12 protein-coding genes are annotated in these 12993 nt (G+C 68.2%); 6 read left to right on the forward strand and 6 right to left on the reverse strand.

Translation table 11 applies throughout. The features are described 5' to 3' along the window. Positions 1 to 148: 148 nt before the first annotated feature. From ACV22V_RS09250 to ACV22V_RS09275, 6 genes are all read right to left on the reverse strand, one after another. Positions 149 to 1795 (reverse strand): chemotaxis protein CheA, encoded by a 1647-nt coding sequence (locus ACV22V_RS09250; protein ID WP_448013624.1) that lies wholly within the window; start codon positions 1793 to 1795, stop codon positions 149 to 151. Positions 1796 to 1839: 44 nt separating this feature from the next. Next, positions 1840 to 2121, reverse strand: coding sequence for a hypothetical protein (locus ACV22V_RS09255; protein WP_448013625.1), 282 nt, complete (start codon positions 2119 to 2121; stop codon positions 1840 to 1842). Positions 2122 to 2195: 74 nt separating this feature from the next. Then, entirely contained in the window at positions 2196 to 2786 is a 591-nt protein-coding gene (locus ACV22V_RS09260; protein ID WP_059526722.1) for a hypothetical protein, read from the reverse strand. A gap of 111 nt (positions 2787 to 2897) precedes the next feature. Then, positions 2898 to 3224: a hypothetical protein gene (locus tag ACV22V_RS09265; RefSeq protein ID WP_059527202.1), complete on the reverse strand. Its 327-nt coding sequence runs from the start codon at positions 3222 to 3224 to the stop codon at positions 2898 to 2900. 1481 nt (positions 3225 to 4705) lie between these two features. Beyond that, positions 4706 to 4870, reverse strand: coding sequence for a hypothetical protein (locus ACV22V_RS09270; protein WP_448013626.1), 165 nt, complete (start codon positions 4868 to 4870; stop codon positions 4706 to 4708). A 265-nt stretch (positions 4871 to 5135) separates the two neighbouring features. Beyond that, positions 5136 to 6062 carry an AraC family transcriptional regulator N-terminal domain-containing protein gene (locus ACV22V_RS09275; RefSeq protein WP_448013627.1) on the reverse strand — a complete coding sequence of 309 codons (927 nt, stop codon included), beginning with the start codon at positions 6060 to 6062 and terminating at the stop codon, positions 5136 to 5138. A gap of 183 nt (positions 6063 to 6245) precedes the next feature. Between ACV22V_RS09275 and ACV22V_RS09280 the strand changes: the two genes are divergently transcribed. From ACV22V_RS09280 to ACV22V_RS09305, 6 genes are all read left to right on the forward strand, one after another. Next, positions 6246 to 6707, forward strand: a complete 462-nt coding sequence (locus ACV22V_RS09280) for a (2Fe-2S)-binding protein (RefSeq protein ID WP_059468378.1) — start codon at positions 6246 to 6248, stop codon at positions 6705 to 6707. Positions 6708 to 6709: 2 nt separating this feature from the next. Then, complete coding sequence (locus ACV22V_RS09285) at positions 6710 to 8920, forward strand: molybdopterin cofactor-binding domain-containing protein (RefSeq protein WP_448013628.1); 2211 nt, start codon at positions 6710 to 6712, stop codon at positions 8918 to 8920. Positions 8921 to 9369: 449 nt separating this feature from the next. After that, positions 9370 to 9768 carry a winged helix-turn-helix domain-containing protein gene (locus tag ACV22V_RS09290; protein WP_448013629.1) on the forward strand — a complete coding sequence of 133 codons (399 nt, stop codon included), beginning with the start codon at positions 9370 to 9372 and terminating at the stop codon, positions 9766 to 9768. A 359-nt stretch (positions 9769 to 10127) separates the two neighbouring features. Beyond that, on the forward strand, positions 10128 to 11306 hold the full coding sequence (sctQ, locus tag ACV22V_RS09295) for a type III secretion system cytoplasmic ring protein SctQ (RefSeq protein ID WP_448013630.1): 1179 nt from the start codon (positions 10128 to 10130) through the stop codon (positions 11304 to 11306). 3 nt (positions 11307 to 11309) lie between these two features. Continuing rightward, positions 11310 to 11984: a type III secretion system export apparatus subunit SctR gene (gene sctR, locus ACV22V_RS09300; RefSeq protein WP_044847619.1), complete on the forward strand. Its 675-nt coding sequence runs from the start codon at positions 11310 to 11312 to the stop codon at positions 11982 to 11984. Continuing rightward, a complete protein-coding gene (locus ACV22V_RS09305; RefSeq protein WP_448013631.1) occupies positions 11981 to 12766 on the forward strand; it encodes a lytic transglycosylase domain-containing protein in 786 nt (261 codons plus the stop codon). Before sctR ends, ACV22V_RS09305 begins: the two co-directional genes overlap by 4 nt. The last annotated feature ends 227 nt before the right edge of the window (positions 12767 to 12993 follow it).

A 12993-nucleotide genomic window follows, 5' to 3' on the forward strand; every position in this document is an offset into this window, starting at 1 on the left:
CCTCCTTGTACCCTCGTCAGGCAAAAAGAGGTGTTGACCTCGGGGAAGGGACCAACACCCGTCAAACTTGCGACGTGCGTCGCGCCGCGGATCCCGGCGGCGCCCGTGCGACCGGCATGTTGATCGCACGGGAGCCTTGTCCGCATGCTTACGACGATGTGCTCGTCGAGATGACGGTCGGCGCCGGCATCGCCGGCGCGGCCGGGGCGGCCTGCTGGTCAACCGCGGCCGGCATGTCGGCGGACGGTGCGGGCGTGGCAGCGGATTCGACCGCGTCCGTCGCCTTCGCATCGGCTGCCGGCGCGTCGGCAGCGGCAGCTGCTGCTGCTGCGGCGGGCTGCGCGGCTTCTGGCGCGGGCGCCTCGGCTGCTGCCTGCGATGCCGGTTCGGCAGCCTTCGCATCGACCGCGGGCGCCGACGTTGCGGCGTCCGCGGTCTGCGGTGCGGCGTCGGTCGCCGTCGGTCCGGATTGCGCGATGTCCGGCGTCTTCGTGTCGGCGGCGGGCGCTGCTGCGGCTTGCGCCGTGGTGTCGGTTGCGGCCGGTGCAGGTTCCGGCGCCTTGTCGGCAACCGCCGGCGCGGGTTCCTTCGCCTTCGTGTCGACCGCGGGCGTCGCGGCGGCTTGCGCCGTGGTGTCGGTTGCGGCCGGCGTGGGTTCCGGAGCCTTGTCGGCAACCGCCGGCACGGGTTCCTTCGCCTTCGTGTCGATCGCAGGCGTCGCCGCGGCTTGCGCCGTGGTGGCGGTTGCGGCCGGCGTGGGTTCCGGAGCCTTGTCGGCAACCGCCGGCGCCGCAACGATGGCGGCAGCCGGCACCGCACTCACCGCGACGGGTGCAACGGCAGGTGCAGCACTCGTCACGGCCGGTGCGGCAACGGCGGCAGGCACGAGCGCAGCCGCTTGCGTCGCCTTCACGGCGGCCGCTTGTACTGCGGCAGGCACCGCGCCGACGGCCGGCGCGGCGATCGACGGTGCCGGCACCGGGATCGGCGCCGCCTGGACCGCGGTCGTCGCCACCGGGCGCGTCTGCGCGGGCGCGGCGGCGTCCAGCGGCGGCAGGCCCATGCGGTTGCGCACGATCGGATCGCGATACTTCACGTCGTCGGCCACGGTCGCTTCGACGGCGGGCGCCACGTTCGAGCGCGCGAGCGGCGCGGTCGTGCCCGGGCACAGGTGACCGGTCGCTTCCACCGCACGCCGGTTCGCATCGCTCTGGCAAAGCAGCGCGAGCGCGACGTCGGTCAGCCCCATCGCGCGGAATTCACGCGCGTCGAGACGACGCACGCAGGCCTGGTCGACCAGGGTCGTGCCGCCCGTCGCGCCGAAGCCCGGAAACGACACGCCGACGCTCACCGAGCCCATGCAGGTATCGGACAGCGTGGTCGTGAGGCCCGGCGCCTGGATCGCGGGGTTCGTCTTGATCGTCTGGGTACCCGAGTAGTTGACGTTTTCCGACGTCTGGGTGTTGAACGGATTAGTCCCCGGCGAGCCCGCCGACTGGAGCGAGCTCACGCTCTGCGGCGTCACGTTCGAGCCGCCGCTCGTGGAAGAAGGCAAGTTCAAGTTCACCTGCACGCTCGAATTGCCGCTGCCACGCACCCCGCTGCTGCTGGTGGCGTTACCGCCGCGCGAACTCGTGGTGTTCGTGTTCATGCTCGAGCCACCGCCCTGGCTGATCGCCGTCGACGACGTCGAGGACTGCGCGCTTGAAGTCGAGTCGGCGGTCTGCGCTTGGGCACCGATCGTGGCCATCGCGAACATCGCCGCACATGCCACCCTGATCTTGTTGCTGTTCATTTCAATCTCCGGACGTGGTTTGACCTCCCACCCAGGCAACCGTATTAATTCCCCTGAATGCCTTCAGTTTTGCCTGCTTCCCCGAACTGCTTCCAGCCACTGCCCAGCTGGGACCATGAACCGCCCGACATGCCCGGCCATTGCGGGGCCGCCGATGCGCCGATGGCACTGCCCGACGAAAGCGTGTGTTGTTGTGACGGTTTGGTTGTCTGGTCAGGGTTGTTTGACGTTTGCACATTCAATTGCACGTCGTCGGCAGCACGGTCAGCGCCATACGCCGTCAGAGACGCGAGCATCAGAGCGGCGGCAATCAGTTTCTGCTTCATGCCAACTCCTACGGTGACAACAAGGCGAGGAAAGAGACCAGCGTCGTTGGGAAGCTGGCCCCCCGACACCCGATTCAGGGACTGCCGGCGGTCGCGCCGGAACTGCCCTGGCTGCCGCCCGATGCGAACGGCGATCCGGCCGGACCGGTGCCCCATACCGTCGACGAGTTGAAGTGATTCGAGCCCGCGACCGTTCCCGACCACCCACTGCCCGCCATGCCGGCGGCACCTGCGTTGGCAATGCCGTTGTCGTTCGCGCCGGTTGCCGTGTAGTGGTTCGCGCCGAGTACGATCGTGGCGGTCACCCCTCCCGACAGCGCATTGGCGTTCTCGCTCGTGTTGCCGGTTCCACCGAACGAGCCTGCGGCACCGATACCGCCGCCTGCCGCGAACGCGCCTCCGTTCGTGCCCCAGCCGCTGGCCGTCGAAGTCGAGTCGTGATAGGCGGATGCCGTGCCGATGGAGCCGGCGGGTGTCACGGTACTTCCGGCGTTCGCGCCCGCCACCGAAGTCGAGTTGCTCGTGTAGCTGCCGGTACCGACCAGCACCGAACCGGAGACGCCTGCCGCGACGGATTGCGTCTGGTTGAATGTCGTCGGACCTGCCGCCAGCACGGCTGACGATAGGACGGTGAGCGCTGTCGCTAAAATGACGTTGGCTTTCATAGCAATTCCTTGCTGTGAGGAAGTTCGGTGGCCAGGTCGCCGGGTCCGCCCTCGCGGGACGAAACCCGGCATCCGTGCCACCTGTCCATGACGAACGCTATGCGCCGCGGCTTAGTAGTGATACATCGTCCAGCCGGTCGATCCGGCGTTCGCGCCGCTGGAACCGCCAGCTTGTGCGCCGCCGAAGCCGAAGCCGCTCACCGTCGACGTGTTGATGTGGTTCGTGTACGAGATCGAGCTGCTCGCGCCGCCACCGGCCGTTGCACCGGCGGCGCCGAGCGCCGCGCCCGAATCGGTTGCGGTGAAGTGCCCGAACCCGACGACACCGGCCATCGTCTGGCCACCACTCGACGAGTTGCTGGTCGAGACCGTGCCGCTCGCTGCGAACGCTGCACCCGAAACCGCCATCACTGCTGCTGCAATCAGAAGCTTCTTCATGGTCGACTCCATAACGGCGTGGACGGAACAAGCGAGGAAAGCTGCACGCCTTCAACTTCCCTGCCTCGAGCAATCCTTAAAAATAAGGATCACTATCCAATCACAAAGCAACGATTCGTCTCGAATCCGAGACCACGTCACCTTTGGCCAGTCGAAGTTCAGGTTGGTATTTTTTTAATTTTCCGAATTTTTTATAGAAATTCTCGATATCGCATATCGATATTTAAAAATCAGAAAACAAATCGCCTCACGCACCCGAATACAGGCATTCGACATCCCGAACTGGTTTTTTCGAAATTCGCACCCGCGACACACCGGCACACGGCATTCGCTTCAGCGATCGAAAATGCGTGAAAATGGTTAAATACCGAAAATGCAGCGCCATCCAAAACATGCACATCATCGTGGCGATAACGGGCCTGCATGACGGTCAGTCGGCATCGCCTCTCCCTGAGCTACCGATCAAGGATCTTCCGGGTCATCCGGCCATCGGGTATTCGCGCGAGTCCGGCGAGCGCCGGTATTTGCCCGGCGCACTCGATACGGCCCTGCACGGTCGGAGTCGAGTCGGGGTCAAGCTGTCCGGCACGAACAGCCCGGTCCACCCGGACGCGCTGAATGAAAGGGAGCACCGCTGTCGGCCGGTCGTCATGCGGAACGACAGGCGTTCCAGCACGTGCAACACGCGGATGCCGGGAAACCGGCGACGAACCCGCGAGGCTGGCACTGCATCGCGAGCCGTACTCCGAGCTGTCCGACTACCCCACGGATGCGCAAGGAATGCGCGGAACGAATGACTGCTTCTGGTCTTCATCTCTATTTCCCCGACTGCTTATTGACGAACGCGTCGCCCCCCCATCTTTGTCGCATCAGGTCGACCGCTCGCCGGTGCGTCCCATGTCGCAAGCGGCATGCCATGCGTGATTCCACCGATGGTTGCCTGACGCGTACCATCCGCAACGCCCGGCCATTTCGCCGCGAATCGCATTTTTTGTTTCAGGAATGTATCGCGACAACCGTGGGCAGCTTGCGCCGATCATTGAATGCCGCGAAGCAATGCCGGAAAAGGCGGACGAATGCGGCCCGCGGGGCTCCGCGCAAGGGGGTGACGAACGGGTGTTTCATACTTGAGAAGTGCGCGGTCGCAGATTACGGCCGATCCGCACATCGGCCCCTGCCAAACCGCCTGCTGCGGCCCGTTCGACAGCGTTCGCATACCTGGGAAACGACGAATCGAAACGCGCGGCACCCCGGTGCAGCGAAGGCTGCACGGCAGATATCGCCAGGCTTCCGGCCGCGCACGCCGGCCGCCGCGAAACGCAGTTGATTCATCCGTGAAAATACCGACGGGATCAAGCGTCGGCCGACAATGCGAACGCGCGGCAAAAGACGGCAATTGCGGTGCAGGCCGACATGGCGTTCGCGCCGCCTGCATAACGGAAAAAATGACAACCTGTGCCGCACGAAGCCTTCAACACCCTTTATTCATTGTTACTGGCGTCATTCAATTCGGCGACATTCGATGTCGATAACCGCCGCGCGCCAATCGCCGGATAACGACGCACGATGCGCGCGAGAAACATCTCCGATGCGATATCGGCCGCGAATCTCATCGCTGAAACATGTTCGTGCAAAGCGTGATTCATGCAGAAAATTCGTGGCGCCGCGACTTTTTTGCGCGTTTCGACCGGCCGGTTCGTATGCTGCCGGCAGTTGTCACACCGGTTCGCGCAATCCACGGATACATGCGTGAAACAGAAGTTCGTGCGCGGCGCGGCAGCGCCGCCCGCTGCTCCCTCGCATCCGCATGCGGCAACCCTGGCACGCCGCTTGAATGTCGTCCTGATTCGGCAGACCGCGCAGCGCACGACGAAGCCACGCGCGATGCAATCGCAATGAACCGCGTCGCCGCTATGTGCCGAGCAATTCCTTCTTGCGCAGATGCACGACGTCGCGCATCGGCGGCGCGCCGAACAGCCGGCTGTATTCGCGGCTGAACTGCGACGCGCTTTCATAGCCAACGGTCGCGGCCACGGACCCGACGTCGCCGCCCTGCCGCAGCAATAGCCGCCGCGCTTCATGCAGCCGCAGTTGCTTCTGATACTGCAGCGGGCTCAGCGTGGTCACGTGCTTGAAGTGATGATGTAGCGACGACACGCTCATGTTGACCGCCTGCGCGAGCGTGTCGACGCGCATCGGCTCCGCGTAGTGATCGCGGATCCACTCGATCGCACGCGCGATCCGGTGCGTCTGGCTGCCCGCGACGGCCATGTGCCGCAGCCGCGTGCCCTGCCCGCTCTTCATCAGCCGATAAAGCAGTTCCTTTTCGATCAGCGGCGCGACCACCGGAATGTCGGCCGGCGTATCGAGCAGCCGCAACAGCCGCAGCGCGGCATCGAACAGCGGCGGCGTCAGCTCGGCAAGCGCGATGCCCTCGCCTTCGGGGCCGGCATCCGGCTCCGGTAGCCGCATCTCGGCCGCGAGTTCGACGATGCGCTGCGGATCGAGCGTGAGCGACAGGCACAGGTAAGGCGCATCCGGCGACGCCTGCGTGACGCGCGAGAGAATCGGCAAGTCGATCGACGCAATCAGGCAGTTCCGCGTGTCGTATTCGTAAGCCTGGCCGCCCACGATCACACGCTTCGCGCCCTGCGCGGCGATCACGAGCGCGGCGCGCGACACGCCGCAGCCGAGATCGACCGGATGCCCGTGCCGGTGCAGCATCAGCGCCGGCACGGCCGTCGAGTGGGAGCCGTCGGTCGGCGCGAAGCGGGCGATCAGCGATGCCAGTTCGCGCCGACCGGATTCGCGCGACGCCGCGATATCGGTCATGTCCATGACGGGTTCCTCGCTTCGTTTCCCCGAATCGCGCGAGCATAGCGAATCGCTCGCCGCCGCGCCGGGGATTTGCAGGATTGTTCAATAAATTTGCAGGATTGGGTAGACGCAAAAAACGCGCGCTCGCGCACACTGCCCGCTAACCGGGCGCATGCCGGGTTTTCCCCATGGAGACATACCAACATGCCTACCTCGTTTGTCCTCAACGGCAAGAACGTTACGCTCGACGCCGATCCGTCGATGCCCGTCCTCTGGGCGATCCGCGAGCACGCGGGGCTGACCGGCACGAAGTTCGGCTGCGGCATGGCGCAGTGCGGCGCGTGCACCGTCCATCTCGAAGGCCAGGCGGTGCGCTCGTGCGTGCTGCCGCTCGCCGGCATCGCAGGCAAGCACGTCACCACGATCGAAGGCCTGCAGAGCAAGCCCGCGCAGGCCGTGCAGGCCGCCTGGGTGAAGCTGCAGGTGCCGCAGTGCGGCTATTGCCAGTCCGGCCAGATCATGTCGGCCACCGCCTTGCTCGAACAGAACCCGAAGCCGACCGACGCGGACATCGACGCCGCGATGAACGGCAACATCTGCCGCTGTGCGACCTACGCCCGCATCCGGGCCGCGATCCACGACGCGGCCGCGACGCTGGGAGCCTGACCATGACGATCGAACTCGACAATCGCGATTCGGTGCGGCCGTCGCGCCGCACGTTTCTGAAGGCCGCGGGCGCCGCGGCCGCCGTCAGCCTGACGATCGGTTTCGAGTGGGCCGGCCTCGGCCGCCGCGCGCTCGCCGCGACGGCCCCCGCCGCCGACTTCGCGCCGAACGCATTCCTGCGCATCACGCCCGACGGCGCGGTCACCGTCATCGCGAAACACGTGGAAATGGGTCAGGGCGCGTACACGGGCATCGCGACGATCGTCGCCGAGGAGCTCGACGCCGACTGGTCGAGCGTACGCGTCGAAAGCGCGCCGGCCGACGCGAAACGCTATGCGAACCTCGCGTTCGGCACGATGCAGGGCACGGGCGGCAGCTCGGCCATGTCGAACTCGTGGCAGCAACTGCGCGAAGCGGGCGGCAAGGCCCGCGCGATGCTCGTGTCGGCCGCGGCGGCGCGCTGGAAGGTGCCGGCCGGCGAGCTGACCACCGCCAACGGCGTCGTCACGCACGCGAAGAGCGGCAAGACGGCCGCCTACGGCACGCTGGTCGCCGACGCGTCGAGACTGCCGGTGCCCGACAAGGTCACGCTGAAACAGCCGGCCGACTTCAAGCTGATCGGCCATCGCATTCCGCGCGTGGACGGGTCGGCCAAGTCCAACGGCACCGCGCATTTCACGCTCGACACGACCTTCCCCGGCATGCGCGTCGCGCTGCTGCAGCGCCCGCCGCGCTTCGGCGCGACGGTCAAGTCGTTCGACGCGACGGCCGCGAAGGCCGTGCCGGGCGTGGTGTCGGTCGTGCAGGTGCCGGGCGGCGTCGCGGTCGTCGGGACCGGCTTCTGGGCCGCGAAACAGGGCCGCGACGCGCTGAAGATCGACTGGGACGAAACGAACGCCGAGAAGCGCGGGTCGGCGGAGATCATGCGCGAGTACCGGCAGCTCGCGGCGAAACCCGGCGCATCGGCGCGCAAGGACGGCGATGCCGACGCGGCGATCGCGGGTGCCGCGCGCAAGGTCAGCGCGACGTACGAATTCCCGTATCTCGCGCACGCGCCGATGGAGCCGCTCGACGCGGTCGTCAAGCTGACCGCGAACAGTTGCGAGATCTGGGCCGGCGACCAGTTCCAGACGGTCGACCAGGGCAACGCCGCCCGGGTCGCGGGCTTGAAGCCCGAGCAGGTGCAGATCCACACGCTGTACGCGGGCGGCAGCTTCGGCCGGCGCGCGAACGCGTGGTCGGACTACGTGGTCGAGGCCGTGTCGATCGCGAAGGCGCTCGGCGCGGACGGCAAGCCGGTCAAGCTGCAGTGGACGCGCGAGGACGACATCCAGGGCGGCTTCTATCGCCCGATGTACTTCCACAAGCTCGACGCGGGGTTGACCTCGGACGGCAAGCTGGTCGGCTGGCGCCACCGGATCGTCGGCCAGTCGATCCTCGCCGGCACGCCGTTCGAGGCGTTCATGGTCAAGAACGGGATCGACGCGACGTCGGTCGAGGGCGCGGCGAACCTGCCGTACGCGGTGCCGAACGTATCGGTCGAACTCACGACCACCCAGGTCGGCCTGCCCGTGCTGTGGTGGCGCGTGGTCGGCAGCTCGCACACGGCCTACGCGGTCGAGGCGTTCATCGACGAAGCCGCGCACGCGGCCGGCAAGGATCCGTACCTGTTCCGCCGCGACCTGCTCGCGAAGGAGCCGCGAATGCGCGCGGTGCTCGAGCTGGCCGCGCAGAAGGCCGGCTGGGATCCGGCGAAGCCGCTGCCGAAGGGCCGCGGGCGCGGGATCGCGGTGGCCGAGGCGTTCAAGAGCTATGTCGCGCAGGTCGCGGAAGTATCGGTCGACGCCGACGGCAAGGTGAAGGTCGAACGCGTGGTGTGCGCGGTCGACTGCGGGATCGCGATCAACCCCGACATCGTCGCCGCGCAGATGGAAGGCGGCATCGGCTTCGGGCTCGGCGCGGCGCTGCACAGCGCGATCACGCTGAAGGACGGCCAGGTCGAGCAGCGCAACTTCGACGGCTATCACGTGCTGCGGATGGCGGAGATGCCGAAGGTCGAGGTGCATATCGTGCCGTCGGCCGAGGCGCCGACCGGCGTCGGCGAGCCGGGTGTCGCGCCGGTAGGCCCGGCGGTCGCCAACGCGATCTTCGCGGCGACCGGCAAGCGGCATTACGTGCTGCCGTTCGATTCGGGCGATACGGCGAAGGCTTGACGGGCAAATGAAACGCCGGCCGCGCGGCGAGAGTGTCGCGCGGCCGGTTTTTCTTTCTGCCGGGGCAGGCCTCGGCGGCGCATTCGAAGTCGGCGAAAATCTGCCCCAACCCATTGATTCGACGCGGCAATCCGTCCGGCGCGGGACGGTTCGATGCCGGTTTCACCGTCCGGCCGTTGCCCGGCTTGATCGGCGGAAATCGCCCGCCCCCGTAACACCGCCCGTAACGCCCGTAACGTTCCCCCGGATGCTACGTAACAATCCTTCAATGTTGCTCCGACCCTTCCGAAGCCCGCCGCGCATCCCGCGTTAAAAATTCTTTTAGATTCAAGGCCGGCGCGCCGCCAGCCCCGCCCCCGCCCCCCGTCGACGCCTGACGGACCATCCCTGGCCCGGAAGTTGCGGTACATGACCCGCAAACACTCCTTTACGGACATGCGAGGGCCAACATGGATTGCAAATACCTGTACATCGACAATATAAAAATCAACTTCGTGCGCCGCACGATCGAAATCGACAACAAAGTCGTCGACGTCACGCCGCGTGAATTCGACGTCGTCGAATTCCTGCTCGACAACATGAACAAGATCGTGCCGCGGCAAGCGATCCAGGAAGCGGTCTGGGGCCGCGAGCTCGGCGTGTCGTCGCGCACGCTCGACACCCACATCTCGCGCATCCGTTCGAAGCTGCAGCTCGATCACGACAAGAACCTGCGGATCATCCCGATTTATGCGGTCGGCTATCGGCTGGTGCTGTTCGGCGCGGCCATGACGCACGTCGAGCGCCACGACGCGGCGCCGATCCTGCGCGCCGCGCCGCAGCAGGCGATGGCTGCCGACTACGCGTAACGCGTCACGGCTCACCCGCGCGCCACCACCGCGCGGCGCGCCGGCAAGACTCCCCACCGCGCCGCACGTCCGCCGTGCGGCGCCGCGCGGCCCGGCACACGTGCCCCGCCGCGCCACGACCGCCGCCTCCGGGCGGCGGTTGCCTTTGTGCGCGCGACGCGCCGCACGCGGCCACGCCGCCGCGCAACAGGCTTCGTAGCTCGCCGCCGCCCGCGCGGCCGGCGGATGCGCGCGACTACGGATTCCGGCGCGGCACGCGGCCGGCGCCGTCCCTACAATCGACGCAGCAGCCGCGCGCCCCCTGCGCCGCCGGCCACAACAACCCGTCGAACCAACGCCGAATCCGCCCCGATCCCGCCGTGCCTGCGCTGTCCCTGACGAATGCCGACGCCGGCGACGCCGCGAACCGGGCCTCGCCCGCCGCTGCCACCCCGCCCGCCGCGGCGCCCGCCATCCCGCCCCCGCCGGCCGCGGTCGCGCTCGACGCGTCGCCGTGGCTGCCGCGCCTGTCCGCCGCCGCCGCGCGCGGGATGTCGCATGCGTACGGCGCCACGGGCGCGGTCCCGGTCACGCTCGGCGAACACGCGTACGAGGTGCGCTGGCGCGTCGACGCCGAACCGGCCGCCGACGCGCACGCGTACCGCTTCGTCATCGGCCCGGCCGCCGGCACGCTGTGGATCGATCCGGTCGCGGAAAGCGCATGGCTCGGCGACGCGGCCGACCCGGCCGTGCCGGCCGTGATCCGCGCGGCGCTGCTCGCCGACCTCGCCGCGCCGCTCGTAGCGGTGCTGCAGGCCGCGACACGGCAGCGCGTGGAACTGCTGCCGCCGCCGGCGAGCGTGCCCGCGTGGCGCACCGCGCCGGCCGCGCTGCGCTTCGAACTGCGTCGCGCCGACGGCGCATGGCGCTGCCACGGCGCGCTGCTGTTCGATGCGCCGGACGCGCTCGCGGTGTTCTTCGCGGCGCCGGCGGCCACGCGGCCCGACACACGCGCCGCGTATGCAAGCCTGCCGGTGCCGCTGGTATTCGAGATCGGCCGGACCGAGCTGACGACGGCCGAGCTGGCCGACGTCGTCAGCGGCGACATCATCGCGATCGAGCGCTGGCGCGCGCACGAGCAGAACCTGCTGTGCGTGGCGCGGGTGCCGGCCGCGCCGGCGTGGGAGATCACCGGACGGCCGTCGGGGACCCGGCTGACCGTCGAACGAATCAGGGAGATGCCTTTGGAACCGACCCGCACCGACACCCCGCCCGCCACCGCGACCGCGCACGATGCGTCGCCCGACGATGCGCCGCGCTCGCTCGACGGCCTCGCGGTCGACCTGCGCTTCGAATTGCCGCCCACGTCGATCCCGCTCGGCGAACTCGGCACGCTGCAGCCCGGCGCGGTGATCGAACTGCAGCAAGGCATCAACCAGAGCGTGATCCATCTCGTCGCGAACGGGATGCTGATCGGCACCGGCCATCTGATCGCGGTCGGCCAGAAGCTCGGCGTGCGCGTCGTCACGCTGACGCAGCCCGCGCCGCGCGAGCGCTGAACGATGGGCAGCCTGCCGAATCCGGTCGCGCTGATCGCGGTGATCGCCGCGCTCGGCATCGCGCCGTTCGCGGCGCTGATGGTGACGAGCTACACGAAGCTCGTGGTCGTGCTCGGCCTGCTGCGCTCCGCGCTCGGGATCCAGCAGGTGCCGCCGAACCTCGTGCTCAACGGCATCGCGCTGATCCTGTCGCTGTTCATCATGGCGCCGGTCGGGATGTCGATCCGCGACGCGCTGCAGGCCCGCCACTTCGACGCCTCGGGACAATTGTCGACCGCCGACATCGGCGCGCTCGCCGATGCCGCGCTGCCGCCGGTCAAGGATTTCCTGGTGTCGCACACGCGGCAGCGCGACCGCGAATTCTTCGTGCGCACCGCGACGTCGGTCTGGCCGAAGAACCGCGCGGACGGCATCAAGGATGACGACCTGCTCGTGCTGGTGCCGAGCTTCACGCTCGCCGAGCTGACGAAGGCATTCCAGATCGGTTTCGTGATCTACATCGTGTTCATCGTCGTCGACCTGCTGGTCGCGAACATCCTGCTCGCATTAGGCATGCAGATGATCTCGCCCACGACGATCTCGGTGCCGTTCAAGCTGCTGCTGTTCGTCGCGCTCGACGGCTGGTCGCTGCTCGTGCACGGGCTCGTGCTGTCGTATCGCGTGGCGGGGGCGGGATGAGCGCGCGCAGCGTCGCCGCGAGCCTGTGCGCGATGCTCGCGCTGACGCTCGCATGCGCGGGCATGCAGCCGCGCGGCGCGCACGCGGCGGGCAGCGCCGCGGGCTTCGCGCAGCTCGCGCGCGCCTGCGCGCCGAACGTCGATCCCGACACGCTCGCCGCGCTCGTGCGCACCGAATCCGGCTTCAATCCGTATGCGATCGGCGTGGTCGGCGGCCACCTGACGCGCCAGCCCGCGTCGCTCGACGAAGCACGCGCGACCGCAAGCGAGCTGGCCGCGCGCGGTTTCAGCTACAGCGTCGGCCTCGCTCAGGTCAACGAACGAAACTTCGCGAAATACGGCCTCGACGACACGACGATGTTCGAACCGTGCCGCAACCTGCGGGCGGGCGGCGCGATCCTGACCGAATGCTTCGCGCGCTCGTCGAACACCGGCCGCCCCGCGCAGGCCGCGCTGCGCGCGGCGCTGTCGTGCTACTACAGCGGCAACTTCACGACCGGGTTCTCGAGCGGCTATGTGAGCCGCGTCGTCGCGAGCGCGCAGCGCAACGCACGCGAAGGCGGCGTCGAACCGATTCCGGTGGTGCGCGACATGCCGCCGCCCGCGCGACAACGGCGCATGGACGCGGCCGCGACCACACCGCCGGAGCGCGCGCGCAGGCTCGCGTCGCCCGCAGCCTCCGCCGACGCGCCGTCGTGCCATGCGCGACCGGTCGTGATGATGTGTCGCGGATTGTCGGCGAGCCAGGCGAAGCGGCTGTGCGTGCGATGCCTCGACCAGTAACGGCGCGCGGCCCGTTTTCCGGGGCGGGAACATCGGCCGCGCAGCCCCGGGCACGCCGCCGACGCGGGGCCGCGCGCGTCTCGTAGCGCACCGTGGCCGCGCGCGGCGGCCGGCACGCCGCGCTACGAAACGGCGAGGAGCCGGCCGCAATTCGTATCCCTACACTCGTCGGATCGCATCGTGGCGCACGTGGCGCCGTGCGGGACGCGCATCGCGCGCGTAAGGGA

The sequence above is a fragment of the Burkholderia sp. AW33-5 genome, from assembly GCF_053427615.1.

Coding starts and splice junctions, on each gene's coding strand:
- ACV22V_RS09250 (WP_448013624.1), bottom strand. CDS start 1,795: ATGAACAGCAACAAGATCAGGGTGGCATGTGCGGCGATGTTCGCGATG.
- ACV22V_RS09255 (WP_448013625.1), bottom strand. CDS start 2,121: ATGAAGCAGAAACTGATTGCCGCCGCTCTGATGCTCGCGTCTCTGACG.
- ACV22V_RS09260 (WP_059526722.1), bottom strand. CDS start 2,786: ATGAAAGCCAACGTCATTTTAGCGACAGCGCTCACCGTCCTATCGTCA.
- ACV22V_RS09265 (WP_059527202.1), bottom strand. CDS start 3,224: ATGAAGAAGCTTCTGATTGCAGCAGCAGTGATGGCGGTTTCGGGTGCA.
- ACV22V_RS09270 (WP_448013626.1), bottom strand. CDS start 4,870: ATGAATCACGCTTTGCACGAACATGTTTCAGCGATGAGATTCGCGGCC.
- ACV22V_RS09275 (WP_448013627.1), bottom strand. CDS start 6,062: ATGGACATGACCGATATCGCGGCGTCGCGCGAATCCGGTCGGCGCGAA.
- ACV22V_RS09280 (WP_059468378.1), top strand. CDS start 6,246: ATGCCTACCTCGTTTGTCCTCAACGGCAAGAACGTTACGCTCGACGCC.
- ACV22V_RS09285 (WP_448013628.1), top strand. CDS start 6,710: ATGACGATCGAACTCGACAATCGCGATTCGGTGCGGCCGTCGCGCCGC.
- ACV22V_RS09290 (WP_448013629.1), top strand. CDS start 9,370: ATGGATTGCAAATACCTGTACATCGACAATATAAAAATCAACTTCGTG.
- sctR (WP_044847619.1), top strand. CDS start 11,310: ATGGGCAGCCTGCCGAATCCGGTCGCGCTGATCGCGGTGATCGCCGCG.
- ACV22V_RS09305 (WP_448013631.1), top strand. CDS start 11,981: ATGAGCGCGCGCAGCGTCGCCGCGAGCCTGTGCGCGATGCTCGCGCTG.